Here is a 15,599-nt window from a genome sequence, read left to right on the forward strand (position 1 = left end):
GCTTCTCGAAGGTTGCCGAGAATTTGCTGTGAACCTCCGGGGCGGGCGGGCGCCCGGCGATACGTGCGTACAACTCCCGACTTTGCCGGGCAGGAGTTGACCGATCGCCCGACCATGGCCAATGATCCCGGCCATGCCAGCCACCGCCCACCGGCGCAAGTCCGCCCCCGCCACCCCGCGGCTCGGGGGTCTTGGGCGTTTCGGGCGGTTCGCGGTGATGGGTACGGTCGCCGCGCTGATCCTGATCGCGGGTGTGTGGGCGTCCTGGGGGACGGCCCAGCACGTGGTGCTCAGCAAGGGGCGCGAGCAGGGCACGATGACGGTGTCGGAGTGCGAGGACGACGTCTGTACCGGGTCGTACCGGCCGGTGTCGGTGGGGTCGAAGGCGCGGGGCCGGGTCGTGCTGGACCAGTCGGTCGGAGTCAGCGAGGGCGAGACGTACACCGTGGTCGTGAAGCCCGGCAGCCGTGATGTGGTGCGGTCGGGGCCGGCCGGTTTCCTGTACGCCTGGGTGCCGCTGGGCGGCGCGCTGCTGCTCGCGTCGGTCGTGGTGGCGGGCGGGCTGGGGCTGACCCGGACCGGCTGGGCGCTGGCCGGTTCGGGAATCGCACTGGTGACGGCGGCTTTCATGGCCCTCTGAGCGGATTCGACTGTGGAGAATCTGTACGTTCTCTGTTCGTGATTGACCGCAGGTCAGGCGGGGCACGATGCTGAGCCGCCCCCTCCACATCTTCCACGCTCGACTCTCGAAGATGGACTGCCCCATGCGCACACTCATCCGCGCCGGCGCGCTGACCGCCGGCGTCTCGGCCGCGCTGTTCCTCGCCCCGGCTGCCCACGCTCTCCCCTTTGCCACAGTTTCTGGTGACAACGGCACCGTCAAGATCCACGACGCCACCACCGGCGAGGAGCTCCACCAGAACGAGCCCCACGTCTGCACCTTCTACCTCGACGCCTTCGGCTTCGACGCCGTGCAGGAGGTCGACTGGCACATCGAGTCGTGGGCCCCGACCGCTGCGGTCAAGGGCACGACCGTGAAGTCCGGCGAGATCACGCTGGATGCCGAGGGCCATGGCCGTACGGATGACCTGTCGCTGCCCGACGGGCACTACAAGCTGTTCTGGAACTTCGAGGGCGAGAACGGCGCCGCCAAGCACAAGGTGTTCTGGACGGATTGCACGGACTCCGGCGGCACCGACGGGGGCGGCGCGACACCGTCCTCCTCACCCTCCTCCTCGTCGTCTTCGTCGTCTCCTTCACCGTCTGCTTCGTCGACGGATCCGGACGGGGCAACGGCCTCCCCGAGTGCGTCCGAGGCCGGTTCCGGCACGACGGCGGACCCGTCCGCGTCCCCTTCCGCTCAGGGCGGCGGCACGGGTGATCTCGCGGAGACCGGCAGCAGCGCCCCGGCGGGCCTGCTGTCCGCCGCCGCGCTCGCGCTCGTCGGCACCGGTGGCTACCTGATGCTGCGCCGCCGGAGGGCAGCCGGCAACTGACGTACGTACGCACATACGTACGGGTGTTCGTACGACATGACAATGCCCCCCGTGCCGCCGCACAGGCGCACGGGGGGCATTGCCACGCGTCAGCCGGTGTTGCGCAGCCCCGCCGCCACTCCGTTGACCGTGAGGAGCAGGGCGCGGGCGAGGAGCGGGTCGGGGTCGGCGCCCGCTGCCGCGGCGTCGCGCTGGCGCTTGAGCAGGGTGACCTGGAGGTAGGAGATCGGGTCCAGGTAGGCGTCGCGGACGGTGAAGGTCTGCTGGAGGACCGGGTTGGCGTCGAGGAGCTTGTCCTCGCCGGTGATGCGGAGGACTTCGCGGACCGTCAGTTCGTGTTCGGCGCGGATGGTGTCGAAGACGTGCTTGAGGTCGTCGGGGACGAGGGTGTCGACGTAGTGCTGGGCGATGCGCAGGTCGGTCTTCGCGAGGGTCATCTCGACGTTGGAGACGAAGTTGCGGAAGAAGTGCCACTGCCCGTGCATCTCGTCGAGGACGGTGTCGAGGCCGGCGTCACGCAGAGCCTTCAGGCCGGAGCCGACACCGAACCACCCCGGCACGATCTGCCGTGACTGGGTCCAGCCGAACACCCACGGGATGGCGCGCAGGCCGTCGAGGCCGGCGCCGGAGTCGGGGCGGCGGGACGGGCGTGAGCCCAGGTGCAGGTCGGCGAGCTGGTCCACCGGGGTGGCGGCGAAGAAGTACGACGGCAGGTCGGGATCCTCGACGAGGCGGCGGTAGGCGTCGTGGGCCGCGTCGGAGACGAGGTCCATGGCCGCGTCCCAGCGGGCGAGGGACTCGTCGGACTGGCGGGGGGAGGTGTGCAGGGCGGAGGCCTGCAGGGTGGCGGCGACCGTCAGTTCGAGGTTCTCGCGGGCGAGCGAGGGGACCAGGTACTTGTCGGAGATCACCTCGCCCTGCTCGGTCACCTTGATCTCGCCCTCCAGGGTGCCCCAGGGCTGCGCGAGGATCGCGTCGTGGGAGGGGCCGCCACCCCGGCCGACGGTGCCGCCACGGCCGTGGAACAGCCGCAGCCGGACGCCGTAGCGGTGGGCCACGTCGCGCAGGCGGCGCTGGGCGCGGTGGATCTCCCACTGCGAGGTGGTGATGCCGCCGAACTTGGAGGAGTCCGAGTACCCGAGCATGACCTCCTGGACGTCTCCACGCAGCGCGACGAGGCGCCGGTAGGACGGGTCGGAGAGCATGTCCTCCAGGATCGTGTCGGCGGCCTTGAGCTCGTCGGTGGTCTCCAGGAGCGGCACGATGCCGATCTTGGCCCAGCCGCCGTGCAGGTCGATGAGCCCGGCCTCGCGGGCGAGTACGGCGGCGGCGAAGACGTCGTCGGAGCCCTGGCACATCGAGATGATGTACGACTCGATGACCTCGGGTCCGAAGACGGCGAGGGCCTTCTTGACGGTCTCGAACACACCGAGCGTCTTGGCGCCGGCCGCGTCGAGCGGCGCCGGGGTCGGGGCGAGCGGCCTGCGCGAGCGGAGTTCCTTCGCGAGGAGCTTGTTGCGGTACTCGCGGGGCATGTCCTCGTACCGCCAGGACTCCTCGCCGAGGCGGTCGAAGAGCTGGCCGAGGGTGTGGTGGTGGGCGTCGGCGTGTTCCCGTACGTCCATGGTGGCGAGCTGGAGGCCGAAGGCGGCGAGGGTGCGGATCGTCCGGTCCAGGCGGCCGTCGGCGAAGAGGCTGCCTCGGTGTTCGCGCAGAGAGGTCTGGATGAGGGTGAGGTCGGCGAGGAGCTGGCCGGTGCCGAGGTAGTCGCGGCCGGGGGCGTGCGGGGTGCCCTTGGCCAGGCGCTGCTTGGTGTTTTCGAGCTTCTGGCGGATGCAGGTGGCCTTGAGCCGGTAGGGCTCCTCGGCGTTGAGGCGCTTGTAGCGGGGACTGATCTCGGGCAGGAGTTCGATGTCGGCGCGGAGGGACTCCAGGAGCTCCTCGGTGGCGCCCGTGTAGCGGATGGAGTTGGAGAGGAAGCCGCGCAGCTCGTCGATCAGTTCCAGGGCGTCGTTGATGCCGTGCTCGTGCTGGAGGATGAGGACGTCCCAGGTGACCTGCGGGGTCACATTGGGGTTGCCGTCGCGGTCGCCGCCGATCCAGGTGCCGAAGGTGAGGGGCCGGGTGTCGTCGGGAAGCTTGACGCCGACGCGCTCCAGTTCGGCGGTGAGGTCCTCGAGTACGTCGCCGACCGCTCCGGCGTGCAGTTCGTCGAGGTAGTAGATGGCGTTGCGGGCCTCGTCCGCCGGTTCGGGGCGCACGACGCGCAGTTCGTCCGTCTGCCAGACGAGGTCGATGTTCTCGGCCAGACGGGTGTCGTAGCGGCGCCGGTCCGCCTCGATGACGGGGGTCTCCAGCAGGGCGGCGATCCGGCGCAGCTTGTTCAGGACCGAGCGCCTGGCGGCTTCCGTGGGGTGGGCCGTGAAGACCGGGCGAACGTTGAGGTTCTTGACCGTGGCGCGCAGGTGGTCGGGGTCGGCGTCCTTGAGGCGGTCGGCCGTACGGGCGAGGAGGCCGCCCTCGGCGGCGCGCTTGGCGCGCAGTTCGCGGCCTCGGTGGACCTGCTCGGTGACGTTGGCGAGGTGGAAGTAGGTGGAGAAGGCGCGGACGAGCTTGGCGGCGGTCTCCAGCTCGGTGCCGCGCAGCAGTTCGGCGGCGGCCTCGCCGTCCTCGCGGGTCAGATGGCGGACCTTCTCCACGAGTTCCAGCAGCTCAGGGCCCTCCTGGCGGACGAGGGTCTCCCCGAGGAGGTCACCCAGGCGCCGAATGTCGGCGCGCAGTTCGCTGCTGGTCGTAGTGGTGGCCTGGCCATGGTCGTCGGCACTGCTCACAGGTGCGGCTCCTTGCAGTGTGGAGGCTCGGCGGATGGGGTACCCGGCCGGTGTCCGGGCGGGCAGGCCGCGCCGGAACCCGGTGCCGGGCGGCATATAGGGGCGGGGCATCCGGGAAGAAACGAGAGCGGACCGCGCTGTCCGACCGACTCAAGGATAGGTGTCGGGGGGCACGCGCAGAATTTTGGGCTCTTGCCGCCGGGCGACGCGCTGACATACTTACGACGCCGTAGGTTACGCAACCGTAGGGAGCCTGAATCCGAAGGCGACCTCGGATTCCGTACCCCGGCATCTGCCTAGACCCACCACCCCCCAGGGGATGCGCATGACCACGACACCTTCCGACGCGATCGAAGACGCTGGGAAGACGCCCGACGACTCCTCACTGCCCTCGGCCACGCTGGGTGGCGAACAGAAGCGCTCGATCGAACAGATCACGCTTCTCCTCTTCATCACCGTTCCGTTCCTCGCGGTCCTGGCGGCGGTGCCGCTGGCGTGGGGCTGGGGGGTGAGCTGGCTGGACCTCGGCCTGCTCGTCTTCTTCTACTACCTGGGCTGCCACGGCATCACCATCGGCTTCCACCGCTACTTCACGCACGGCGCCTTCAAGGCCAAACGGCCGCTGCGGATCGCGCTCGCGATCGCCGGTTCGATGGCAGTGGAGGGCCCACTGGTGCGCTGGGTGGCCGACCATCGCAAGCACCACAAGTTCTCGGACGCGGAGGGCGACCCGCACTCGCCGTGGCGGTTCGGTGAGACGGTCCCGGCGCTGCTGCGGGGCCTGTGGTGGGCGCACATCGAGTGGATGTTCGACGAAGAGCAGACTCCGCAGGACAAGTACGCGCCCGACCTGATCAAGGACCCGGACATCCGGGCGATCTCCCGTCAGTTCATCTGGTGGGCGATGCTGTCGCTGGCGCTGCCCGCGCTGATCGGCGGCCTGGTGACGATGTCCTGGTGGGGCGCTTTCACGGGCTTCTTCTGGGGCTCGCTGGTCCGCGTCTGCCTGCTCCATCACGTCACCTGGTCGATCAACTCGATCTGCCACGCGGTGGGCAAGCGCCCGTTCAAGTCACGGGACCGCTCGGGGAACGTCTGGTGGCTGGCCGTCCTCTCCTGCGGCGAGTCCTGGCACAACCTGCACCATGCCGACCCGACGTCGGCGCGGCACGGCGTGATGCGCGGGCAGGTCGACTCCTCGGCGCGGCTGATCCGCTGGTTCGAGAAGCTCGGATGGGCCTATGACGTGCGCTGGCCGTCACGCTCGCGTATCGATTCCCGCCGTAACACCGATCAGGACGGCTCCCGGCGCCGGAAGGAGCCCGCGAAGGCGGCATGATTGACAGTGTGGTGACCGACTCCAGCAGCACTCCGAGCAATGAGAAACCGCGGCGCCCCCGCCGTACCCGGATGACGGGTGCCGAGCGCCGGGCCCAGTTGCTGGAGATCGGCCGCACGCTGTTCGCCACGAAGGGCTTCGAGGCGACGTCGGTGGAGGAGATCGCGGCCAAGGCCGGCGTCTCCAAGCCGGTGGTCTACGAGCACTTCGGCGGCAAGGAGGGCCTGTACGCGGTGGTCGTGGACCGCGAGATGCGGCGCCTGCTGGACATGGTGACGAGCTCGTTGACGGCAGGGCATCCGCGCGAACTGTGCGAGCAGGCCGCCTTCGCGCTCCTCGACTACATCGAGGAGTACACGGACGGCTTCCGCATCCTGGTCCGCGACTCCCCCATCCCGCAGTCGACGGGTTCCTTCGCGTCCCTGATCTCGGACATCGCCACCCAGGTGGAGGACATCCTGGGCCGCGAGTTCAAACGCCGCGGCTTCGACCCCAAGCTGGCCCCGCTGTACGCCCAGGCCCTGGTCGGCATGGTCGCGCTGACCGGCCAGTGGTGGCTGGACGTACGCCGCCCGAAGAAGGCCGAGGTGGCGGCACATCTGGTGAATCTGGCGTGGCACGGCCTGGACGGGCTGGAGGCGAAGCCGCGCCTGATCGGGCGGCGGAAGGCTTGAGTCCCCCTCGGGGTTCCGGGGGAGGCGGGTTCAGGCCCGGGTGATCGCGTCGTCGATGGCAAACCCCTTGGCGGGACCGCTCGGAATGACGGCGTCCGCGCCGTAGGGGACTCGATGCTCGTCCTCGTACGTGGCCTTCTTGGGGTTCGGCGCGGTGAGGACGAGTACGACACCCTCCGCGTCGAAGTCATCGATGATCACATAGACGGCGATGCCCGCGCGGGCATACTCACGGCGCTTTCGGACCCTGTCGCGCTCGATGTTGCGTCGGCCCGGCGAGACGACCTCGATGACCATGGGGACCCCAGCGGCATCGACGCCCAGGTCCTCTTCGTCGGGGATCTCGTCAAGGTCCTCAGGGGCGACGAAGATGTCGGGGATCCAGGACTTGCGGCGAAAGATGACATTGCCATCCTGGTACGGAGCATGGTCAGTGCCCGCCAGATGGGCGTCCAGCGCCCGTCGAAGACGGTTGATGAGCACCGTATGACGACGGCGACCGGTGGGCGACACCTCGATGGCTCCCTCGATGATCTCGGCGCGGTAGCCCTCGGGGAGATCCAAGGCCTTCCAGGTCTGCCACAGGATCTCGTCGAGTTCGGAGACCGGCTTGTCGTCCGTCACCGGGATCACCTCGTGTGCGAGAGCGGTCATCATGAAGCACCTCCTCCTTCAGTGTGGGCGCGGGCGCCACTGCGGCACAAGCGACACCCGAACGCTACGGAGGCGAAACGCCTGGTGCGGCCCCTTCTCGCCTGATCATCCGAACGGGTGATCGCGTTCCAGGAACTCCAGTCGGTTGCCCACCGGATCGTAGGAGAAGAAGCGCCTGTGCCCCGGCAGGTCCGCGTCCCAGGTGATCGTCGCTCCACGGGCGGCGAGCAGTTCGGCGTACGCCTCGATGTCGACGACCCGCAGGCCCGGGTGGGCCTTCCTGGCCGCCCGGCAGCAACATTTTCCGCCTCCGGCGGGGGTCTCCTCCACCCCGAGATGCAGTTGTACCGGCCCCGCCTGGAACCAGCATCCGCCCCGCGCGGCCAGGGTCGGCGGCTTCGGGATCTCGGTCATGCCGAGGATGCCGACGTAGTACGCCCGCAGGGCATCCTCCGCCCCGGCCGGCGCGGCCAGCTGCACATGATCAACGGCGGCGATCACAGCTCAGCCCGCCTTCCGCGCCACCGCGAACAGCCGTTGGAACGGCAGCACCGTGCCGTATGCCTCCGTCGGGTACACCGCGCGCAGGAGATCCCGGTACTCGGTGACGAACGCGTCCCGGGCCTCCGGGTCGTCCGCCAGGGCGGTGAGGACGGGGCGCAGTCCCGTCCCCTTGACCCAGTCCAGCACCGGGTCCTCACCCTGCAGAACGTGCAGGTACGTCGTCTCCCACACGTCCGCCTCGCAGCCGAGCCGGGCGAGCCGGTCGAGGTAGACGAGGGGTTCGTGGACGGAGTCGTCGCGGCGCAGTACCTCGCCGAGGCGGCTCTTCCAGCGGGCGCCGGTGCCCAGTTCGCGCATCAGGGCGTGCAGGGGCGCGTCGAGGTTGTTCGGCACCTGGAAGGCGAAGGTCCCGCCGGGCACGACGGCGTCCAGCCAGGCCGGGAACGCGTCGAGGTGTCCCTCGACCCAGTGGAGGGTGGCGTTGGAGACGATCAGGTCGTACGTCTCGCCGGACTCCGCGGGCGCCCAGGCCGAGGCGTCCGCGTGGGCGAAGTCGAGGCGTCCGCCACCGGCCGTGGGTCCCACGTACCGGGCCGCCTGTTCCAGCATCGGCGCGGAGTTGTCGTACCCGGTGATGTGCGCGGTGGGCCAGCGGTCGGCGAGTACGGCGGTGACGTTGCCGGGGCCGCAGCCGAGGTCGGCGATGCGGGCCGGGGCCCCGGGGAGGTCTGGGACTCGGGCGAGCAGGTCGCCGAAGGGGCGGGCGCGGTGGTCGGCGTGGCGGAGGTACTGGGCGGGGTCCCAGGTGGGGGTGGGGGCAGGCATGGGGGGGCTCTCCCGTGAGTGAGGGGGACGATCACCGTCTATGGCTCCACCCTGACGGAGAAGGTCTCTCGATGTCAAGAGACTTGACGTCAAGAGACTTCACATCGACACAACCACTACACTGATCGCCATGGAGGACGAGGTCGATCGGCTGGTCGCTGCGTGGCGCCGGGAGCGCCCGGACCTCGACGTGGAACCACTCGAAGTGCTCAGCCGGGTCAGCAGGCTTGCCCGGCACCTGGACCGTGCGCGCAGGCTGGCGTTCGCCGAGCACGCCCTGGAGCCCTGGGAGTTCGACGTCCTGACCGCACTGCGGCGCGCCGGAAACCCGTATCAGCTCTCCCCCGGGCAACTCCTCACCCAGACACTGGTCACCTCCGGCACGATGACGAACCGTATCGACCGGCTGACGAAGAAGGGCCTGGTGGAGCGCCTCCCCGATCCCAGCGACCGGCGAGGGGTACTGGTCCGGCTCACACCGGAGGGCCAGGACCGGGCGGATCAGGCACTCGCGGGCCTGCTGGACCAGGAGCGCGCGATCCTGGCGGAGCTGTCGCGCGCCCAGCGGGGCGAACTGGCCGGGCTGCTACGCCAGTTGACGGCGCCGTTCGACAACATCCCCGGCTGACACCGGAGTACGGGGACCGATCAGGCGCTGCTGCTCTCCTCCACGCCGATCCGTCCGCCGTGTCCCAGGTCGACGGGGCCGACTCCGGCCCGCCGGGCCAGTGCGACGGCGGCGAGTGTGGAGTGGACGCCGAGCTTGCCCAGCACGTTCTGCATGTGTGTGCGCACGGTGTGCGGGGAGAGGAACAGCCGTTCGGCGACGGCCTTGCGTCCCAGCCCGGCGACCATGCAGCGCAGGACTTCCCGCTCCCTGGGCGTCAGCGACTCGACGAGCCGCTCGCTCTCGGTGCGGTGCTTGCGGGCGGCGGTCAGCTCTCGCAGCACACCGGTGAGCAGGGCGGGCGGCAGATGCGTCTCGTCCCGCAGCACGCCCCGGATGACGGTCAGCAGCCGGGACAGCGAGCAGTCCTTGGCGACCCAACCGGAGGCGCCCGCCTGCAGAGCCAGCGCGGCCCTACGGGGGTCGTCCTTCTCGGCGAGGACCACCGTCCGTACGTGCGGATGTCCCGTACGGACGCCCGCGACCAGCGAGATGCCGTCGACCAGCCCTTCCTCATTGCCCTCCTGCACGGGCACCGCCGACCGCACCCCGGGCACATTGCCGCCCAGGTCGGAGTCGACGAGCAGGACGTCGAACCGGCGGCCCTCGGCGACCGCGCGCTCCAGACTGCGCAGCGCGGCGGGACCGCTGCCGGCGGCGGAGACGTCGACGTCCGGCTCCGCGGCCAGTGCGGCGGCGAGAGACTCGGCGAAGATGCGATGGTCGTCGACGACCAGGACTCGGATACGAACCACTGAAACCCCCTTCCCCGAGCTCATCAAGAGCTGGGGACACCCAATCGTCGGGGGGACAACCCGTGCGGACACGACGCCCGGAGCAGTCCCCGGCTGTTGTTCTGGCCTGGGACGGGGCTGCCGCAGTCACTGACGCACGGCCGCCGCCGTGCGATGACTGCTACCCCCACTCCGGGCGTCGTACCCGACTGTCTCGCCCCCTGATCAGCACCGGCCCCCACCGGTGCTGTTCATCAGGGTACGGCCGGGAGGCAGGAGCGGAAGGTAATTCGCAGAACTGATTGGCCTGGGCGTTTATGGTGTGCCGCATGTTTCGTATTGAGACAGAAGTCGACAAGGAATCGCTCGCTCTGCTCCGGTCGCGGTTGCGCGACACGAACACGGCGGCATCACCTGTCCTGGCCGCCCTGCGCGGCACCCCCGCTGAGCGCGAACTCCCGCTCCACGTATGGGCATTGGACGAGGTCGGAAGCCTGGTGGGCGGCCTGGTCGGCCACACCTGGACGACCTGGCTGCACGTGACGTACCTCTGGGTCGACACCCCACACCGAGGCAGCGGCCTGGGCTCCCGCCTCCTCGCGGAAGCGGAGCGCACGGCACACGAGGAGCGCGCGTGCGGCAACGTACGCCTGGAGACGTGGGACTTCCAGGCACCGGAGTTCTACCAGAAACAGGGGTACGAGGTGGTGTGCGTGATCCCGGATTACCCGCCGGGGGTCACGGAGTACACGCTGACGAAGCGGTTGTCCACCGTCGCACCTGGCTGACGGTCAGACCTTCTTGAGCGCGTCCAGTGTGACGTCGATGTCGATGTCGTAGGGCGCAGTGAGCTTGAGGTGGTCGTGGTGAATGCCTGTGAGGGCGTACGTCTTGTTCACAGGGTCGATCTCGTAGGCACGGACGACCGGGTGCTGGTTGGGGTCGGCCATCTCGACGAGCCAGAAGTACGGGATGCCTGCGGCCGCGTACTTGCGGGGCTTGGCGTCACGGTCGCGGGCCTCGGAGTCGGGGGAGACCACCTCGATGGCGAGCAGGACGTCCTCGGCCTGGAACCGGGTCTGTTCCAAACCGGTGATGGCGGCCGCACGGACGACGGAGAGGTCGGGTTCAGGGCCGTTTCGGCGGTCCAGCACCACGGTCATCTCACGCTCGACACTCAGATCGTCGGGGAGAGTCCGGCGCAGGCCGTTCATCAGCAACTCGATCATCTTGGCGTGGAAACGCCGCTGCGGACTCACAAAAACCAGGCTCCCGTCGATCAGCTCGGTGTGCGGCGGGAGGTCGGGCAGCGTGAACAGGTCGTCCACGGTGTACCCGTCCTGGGGCGGCACCGGCCAGCGGCAGCCGGGCTCAGCGGTCGGCTCGGCGACGGGCTCGGCGGTCATGATTCCTCCCATGGACGGAATTCTCGGCCTGACCCCTCACGGTAACGGGCGGAATCCGGAGCCGTCATCACAAAGGGTGACGTGGTGATCGGGAACCACCTTTTCGCGGCCGGTCCAACCGGAGCTCAGTCGGATCCCGGTGGTGGCCCCATGGGTCCACCCTGGCCATCTGGGTGGCCGTCGGGCTCGGTGAATGCCTGTCGGCTGTGCACGAGCAGCTCACGCAGGGCGGGGCCGGGCTTGCTCTTCCAGATCAGGGCGAGCAGTGCTGGTGTCTCGACGTCATCGATGGTCCGGGCGGTGAGGCGGTCGCGGTGGTTCGCGGCCATCGAGTCGCTGAGGACGGCGACGCCGAGCCCGCGAGCGGCGAGGTCGGCGATGGCATCGGCGGAGCTGGCCTGCAGCGCGATCTCGGGCTGGAGGCTCTGCGCGGCGCAGGCCCGGTCGAATACCGTGCGCAGGCCGGTGCCGGGTGGCATGCACACGAGGGGGTAAGCGGCCAGGTCGCGCAGAGTGACCCGGCGTTCCTCCGCCAGAGGGTGCTCGGCCGGAACCGCCGCGACGAGCCGCTCGCTGATGATTGTCAGCGCGTCCAGCCCGTCGGGGGTGGCGGTCGCCGTACCGATGAGAGCCAGGTCGAGGACGCCGGCGCGCACCCCCTCGACGAGCCGGTCGGAGTTGTCCTCCAGCAGTGAGATCTCGACGCCGGGATGCGCCCGGTGAAACGCGGCGAGGGCGTCGAACAGCGGAGTGATCGTGCAGCCGATGACCATCCCGACCGTGAGCCGGCCCCGGATCAGGTCGGTCACCTCCCCCACCGCCTGCCCTATCGCCTCCGCTGCGGCGAGGGCGTCGCGGGCGGGCCCGAGCGCGGCCTTTCCCGCCGCGGTGAGGGTGGCGGTGCGGGCCGACCGGTCGAAGAGCTCGGCGCCGAGTTCACTCTCCAGCCGGCGGATCTGGGCACTGACGCCGGACTGGCTGATGTGTACCCGCTCTGCGGCCCGGGTGAAGTTCTGCTCTTCGGCGACCGCGACGAAGTACTCCAGCTGCCTCAGTTCCATGACTGGTGATTCTAGTTTCCAGAAGAACCATCTGTTGGACTTCTGGGTGATAGGTGGCCAGGCTGGGAAACGTAGTGAAGTCCCACCCCAGGAGGTAACCGTGCCGGAGTACGAGAAAGCGATGCGGCCCGAGGACATCACCCGCCTGTTCGTCGAACGGTCCAACGCCGGTGACGCGGCCGGAGTCGCCGCGCTCTACGAAGAGGACGCGGTGCTGGCCTACCCGCCCGGCGACCGGACGGTGGGCCGAGAGGCGATCCGCGCGCTGTGGGAGAAGGTGCTGGCCAACCGTCCCCGCTTCGAACCGGAGCAGCCGCTGCCGACGCTGGTCAGCGGGGACATCGCCCTCACCTCGACCCCACCGAAGGACGGCACCGGCGCCCGCGCACAGGTCGTCCGCCGCCAGCCCGATGGAAGCTGGCTGCGCCTGCTCGACCAGCCGGAGTTCGTCCCCCCTACCGGCTGACCAGCCACTCAAGCTGTATCTCGATGACGCGGAGGACGTGGGCGCCTATAAGTTGACCTTCGACTACCTTCGTTCGCAAGCCGCTGACAGTACGGCCTCGACACGGCTGATCTCCGGAACACGCCAGGAACTTGTCCACAAGACTGACATAGCAACTCCCGCCGTGGAAACGGCGGCTTCGACATGGTTCAAGAGCAGCTGCAGCGGCGGCGAGGGCAACGAGTGCGTCGAGGTCGCCCACGCACCATGGTGGGTGGGCGTACGTGACCCCAAGGCGCACGCACGAGGGGCGCTCACCGTGAGCCCAGCCGCCTTCGCCGCGTTCGTCGGCGGGGTGAAGGCAGGGCCCCGGAGTGTTCCGGGAAGATCCTGATCTGACCTGACGGTGTCCCCGTCGGCGGCGGTCCGCTTCGCGTGCAACCTGCCGCTCCTTTCTGCGGCGGTATCCATGCTTCTACGGCAACGGTCTACCTGGGGCCGGGCTCGCCTCTATCGCGTACAGGTATCCGTCCCTGCTGCCGACGTAGACCACGCCGTTCGTCACGACCGGGGACTCCACCGGCCCGCCCGTCTTCACCTTCCACCGCAAACGGCCGTTCTCCGCGCTGACCGCCCACAGGTGGCCGTCGTCGCTGCCGAAGTACACCGTGCCGTCCGCCACCACGGGGGAGGAGCCGACGGGGCCGTCCGTGGTGACGTGCCACCTGATGGCGCCGGTGGTGGCGTTCAGCGCCCACAGCCGGCCGTCCCGGCAGCCTACGTACAGGGTGTTGCCGAAGATCGCGGGTGTGTTCCAGATGCTGCCGCGGGAACTGACCATCATGTGCCAGCGGGGTGCACCGGTGGCGGCGTCCAGCGCCCGTACGGACGGGCTCCGTCCTCCCACGTACAGGGTGCTGTCCTGCACCAGTGGCGTGGCAGGGGACAGATCGTAGATGGGCTCTTTCCAGCGAACCTTGCCGGTGGCCGGGTCGAACGCCCAGACGATCCCGTCCTTGGCGGCCGCGTAGAGGATGCCGTCGGCGAGCACGGGCGCCGACTCCATCTCCCCGCTCCTGCGCTGGTACTTCGCCCTCCAGCGGCGGCGCCCGGTCGCCGCGTCCACGGTCCGCAGGTGCCGGCCGGCGTTGACGTAGTGGACCAGCCCGTTGGCGACGAGGGGCTGGCTGTGGGAGCTCCACCACATCCGCCTGCGCCAGCGGGGCCGGCCGTCGGCGGCGTCGAGGGCGAACAACTCGCCCCGGCCAGCGGCATAGACGGTGTCCCCGGCCACGGTGGGAGAACCCATGCCTCCGGCGTCGGCGTTGGTCCACCGGACGGATCCGTCGGCCGCGTCCACGACCCACAGGCCCCGGCCGGTGACATAGACGGTCCCGTCGGTGACGTACGGCGCCGAGTACACCGCGCTTCCGACGTGCACCCGCCATCGCACGGTTCCGGTTCGCCCGGTTGCGGCCAGTGGGCCCGGGGTGCGGAGCTGGATCCCCTCGCGTGGGCGCACGTTTCCCCGTCGGCACCGGTTGCGCTTTGGCACTATGCCCCCCGTGTCGCGTGCTTTCGGTTCGTCAGAGGTCTTCCGGTGCAGCGGAGTCAGATGTCGCAGGCGTCCTGCCAGTCGCACACGTCGCAGATGACCAGGTGCAGGGCCCGGTCGCTGATGTGCTCGACGGTCGTGTACGGGCTCAGCCGGTCACTGCTCACGCCGCACTGCGGACAGGCCGCGAAAAGGCCCAGGCGGCCGAAGTCGCTGATGGCAAGGACGTGTTCGGAGATGTTGCCCCGAACGGCCGGCGCTGGCACGGCGGTTGAACCGATGTTCACGATCATGGCCGCCGTCGCGTCCGTCATACGGTACGTGCCCCCCGCCAGGCGTACGTGGCGCAGGCTGCCCAGGGAGGGCGGCAGCGGCGTGTCGTCGAGGCGGACGGGCACGAGGCGGGCCTCGCCGGTGCCGGTGAGCCCGCTCGGCAGGCCGGATTCCGCCAGGGCCCCGCCCCACGCGGTTCCGGCGGCGGCCGACCACAGGAGGACGACGGCGTCGTCCGTATCGGCGGAGGGGTTCGCCATACTGCGGGACGCAGGGGAGTCGTCCGGGGCCGTCGTCCACGCGTCGAGTACGAGGTCGGCCCCGACACGCCTCAGCGCGGCCGCCAGAGTGGAAGCCGGTCGCTCGTCCCGTTGCTGGTACGAAAGTCGGGTGCGCATGAGCTCATGGTGCGCCACGGGGGCACGCCATGGCTTGCGCTTTTCGAACACCGGACCAGTTCGTGGACCGCCGTCAGGGAGTTGTGACCCGCGCCGGTCATGGCGCACACGCCCACGGCAAACAGTGTCGCCAGTGCGAAGAGCACGCAGGGGGTTCGAGCTGCTCACCAAGGAGTGCACACAAGGCCGATTTAGCTCGATCGTGTGATCCTCCGCTTGCAGGCTTGCGGTGCCCTGGGCCGTTCGGGTTAGCGTGATCGTGCGACCTGGGACACCGGGTACGGCGTCAGCGTGCGGGGCCCCTGCTCCACCAGAGGATGGTTCAGGGCCTCCCCGTCGCCTCTGGCCGTACCCACCTGGCCAAGTCGTGAGGGAACTGGCCTCCCGGGTCCGGACCACGCACACGATGCGTGTCGCCACCCGGGGTCGAGTACGCCGGGGACCAGCTCGCCCAAGACCGTTCGGGGCGCGCGGCTGAACGGGACTCACTCCCGCTCAGTCCACAGGAACGGTGATGGGACAACGAGCACGGCAACCTTGCGGATCTTGAAGCGTCGAGAACTCTACGATCCACAAGCGCCGTCTTCCGCTTCACGTCAGCGACCCCGGTCCTACCTGATCAAACCGGGCAACCGTGACTCTCCCCGGGGCTCTGGGGGTGAAGGCCTGCCTGGCCTCTTCCAGAAATTGATCACCGTACCGCAGACCGCAACAGCTGCTGCATGTACTGCGGCGAC

At 69.4% G+C, this 15,599-nt stretch carries 17 protein-coding genes; 8 read left to right on the plus strand and 9 right to left on the minus strand.

Annotation, left to right across the window (positions count from 1 at the left end):
- Positions 1-121 precede the first annotated feature (121 nt).
- Both OG734_RS18145 and OG734_RS18150 read left to right on the plus strand, forming a co-directional pair.
- Complete coding sequence (locus OG734_RS18145) at positions 122-640, plus strand: hypothetical protein (RefSeq protein WP_443064875.1); 519 nt, start codon at positions 122-124, stop codon at positions 638-640.
- Positions 641-764: 124 nt separating this feature from the next.
- Positions 765-1,496 (plus strand): LPXTG cell wall anchor domain-containing protein, encoded by a 732-nt coding sequence (locus tag OG734_RS18150; protein WP_330288543.1) that lies wholly within the window; start codon positions 765-767, stop codon positions 1,494-1,496.
- Between the two features lie 89 nt (positions 1,497-1,585).
- On the opposite strand, the gene ppc is transcribed toward OG734_RS18150, so the two are convergent.
- Positions 1,586-4,327 (minus strand): phosphoenolpyruvate carboxylase, encoded by a 2,742-nt coding sequence (gene ppc / locus OG734_RS18155; protein WP_330288544.1) that lies wholly within the window; start codon positions 4,325-4,327, stop codon positions 1,586-1,588.
- 325 nt (positions 4,328-4,652) lie between these two features.
- On the opposite strand from ppc, the gene OG734_RS18160 reads away from it, so the two are divergent.
- Both OG734_RS18160 and OG734_RS18165 read left to right on the plus strand, forming a co-directional pair.
- On the plus strand, positions 4,653-5,666 hold the full coding sequence (locus OG734_RS18160; protein ID WP_330288545.1) for an acyl-CoA desaturase: 1,014 nt from the start codon (positions 4,653-4,655) through the stop codon (positions 5,664-5,666).
- Complete coding sequence (locus tag OG734_RS18165) at positions 5,663-6,340, plus strand: TetR/AcrR family transcriptional regulator (RefSeq protein ID WP_330288546.1); 678 nt, start codon at positions 5,663-5,665, stop codon at positions 6,338-6,340. Before OG734_RS18160 ends, OG734_RS18165 begins: the two co-directional genes overlap by 4 nt.
- Positions 6,341-6,370: 30 nt before the next feature.
- Here OG734_RS18165 and OG734_RS18170 read toward each other — a convergent pair whose 3' ends face one another.
- The 3 genes from OG734_RS18170 to OG734_RS18180 form a co-directional block, all read right to left on the minus strand.
- Entirely contained in the window at positions 6,371-6,997 is a 627-nt protein-coding gene (locus OG734_RS18170; protein WP_330288547.1) for a Uma2 family endonuclease, read from the minus strand.
- A gap of 102 nt (positions 6,998-7,099) precedes the next feature.
- Complete coding sequence (locus OG734_RS18175) at positions 7,100-7,495, minus strand: VOC family protein (protein ID WP_330288548.1); 396 nt, start codon at positions 7,493-7,495, stop codon at positions 7,100-7,102.
- Positions 7,496-7,498: 3 nt separating this feature from the next.
- Positions 7,499-8,323, minus strand: a complete 825-nt coding sequence (locus OG734_RS18180; protein ID WP_330288549.1) for a trans-aconitate 2-methyltransferase — start codon at positions 8,321-8,323, stop codon at positions 7,499-7,501.
- Between the two features lie 130 nt (positions 8,324-8,453).
- On the opposite strand from OG734_RS18180, the gene OG734_RS18185 reads away from it, so the two are divergent.
- Positions 8,454-8,951 carry a MarR family winged helix-turn-helix transcriptional regulator gene (locus OG734_RS18185; protein WP_164318744.1) on the plus strand — a complete coding sequence of 166 codons (498 nt, stop codon included), beginning with the start codon at positions 8,454-8,456 and terminating at the stop codon, positions 8,949-8,951.
- A 20-nt stretch (positions 8,952-8,971) separates the two neighbouring features.
- Here the strand turns inward: OG734_RS18185 and OG734_RS18190 are convergent, their stop codons facing one another.
- A complete protein-coding gene (locus OG734_RS18190) occupies positions 8,972-9,745 on the minus strand; it encodes a response regulator transcription factor (protein WP_330288550.1) in 774 nt (257 codons plus the stop codon).
- A 296-nt stretch (positions 9,746-10,041) separates the two neighbouring features.
- On the opposite strand from OG734_RS18190, the gene OG734_RS18195 reads away from it, so the two are divergent.
- On the plus strand, positions 10,042-10,512 hold the full coding sequence (locus tag OG734_RS18195; protein WP_330288551.1) for a GNAT family N-acetyltransferase: 471 nt from the start codon (positions 10,042-10,044) through the stop codon (positions 10,510-10,512).
- Positions 10,513-10,515: 3 nt separating this feature from the next.
- On the opposite strand, the gene OG734_RS18200 is transcribed toward OG734_RS18195, so the two are convergent.
- Both OG734_RS18200 and OG734_RS18205 read right to left on the minus strand, forming a co-directional pair.
- Complete coding sequence (locus OG734_RS18200) at positions 10,516-11,130, minus strand: Uma2 family endonuclease (protein ID WP_330288552.1); 615 nt, start codon at positions 11,128-11,130, stop codon at positions 10,516-10,518.
- Between the two features lie 125 nt (positions 11,131-11,255).
- Positions 11,256-12,191, minus strand: a complete 936-nt coding sequence (locus tag OG734_RS18205) for a LysR family transcriptional regulator (RefSeq protein WP_330288553.1) — start codon at positions 12,189-12,191, stop codon at positions 11,256-11,258.
- Between the two features lie 100 nt (positions 12,192-12,291).
- Between OG734_RS18205 and OG734_RS18210 the strand changes: the two genes are divergently transcribed.
- A complete protein-coding gene (locus tag OG734_RS18210) occupies positions 12,292-12,657 on the plus strand; it encodes a YybH family protein (protein WP_330288554.1) in 366 nt (121 codons plus the stop codon).
- Positions 12,602-13,030: a DUF397 domain-containing protein gene (locus OG734_RS18215; protein ID WP_330288555.1), complete on the plus strand. Its 429-nt coding sequence runs from the start codon at positions 12,602-12,604 to the stop codon at positions 13,028-13,030. Before OG734_RS18210 ends, OG734_RS18215 begins: the two co-directional genes overlap by 56 nt.
- A gap of 81 nt (positions 13,031-13,111) precedes the next feature.
- Here OG734_RS18215 and OG734_RS18220 read toward each other — a convergent pair whose 3' ends face one another.
- Together OG734_RS18220 and OG734_RS18225 are read right to left on the minus strand one after the other, a co-directional pair.
- Complete coding sequence (locus OG734_RS18220) at positions 13,112-14,278, minus strand: outer membrane protein assembly factor BamB family protein (RefSeq protein WP_330288556.1); 1,167 nt, start codon at positions 14,276-14,278, stop codon at positions 13,112-13,114.
- Positions 14,248-14,862 carry a toll/interleukin-1 receptor domain-containing protein gene (locus OG734_RS18225; RefSeq protein WP_330288557.1) on the minus strand — a complete coding sequence of 205 codons (615 nt, stop codon included), beginning with the start codon at positions 14,860-14,862 and terminating at the stop codon, positions 14,248-14,250. Before OG734_RS18225 ends, OG734_RS18220 begins: the two co-directional genes overlap by 31 nt.
- Between the last annotated feature and the right edge of the window lie 737 nt (positions 14,863-15,599).

The sequence above is a fragment of the Streptomyces sp. NBC_00576 genome (assembly GCF_036345175.1).
Lineage (GTDB): Bacteria > Actinomycetota > Actinomycetes > Streptomycetales > Streptomycetaceae > Streptomyces.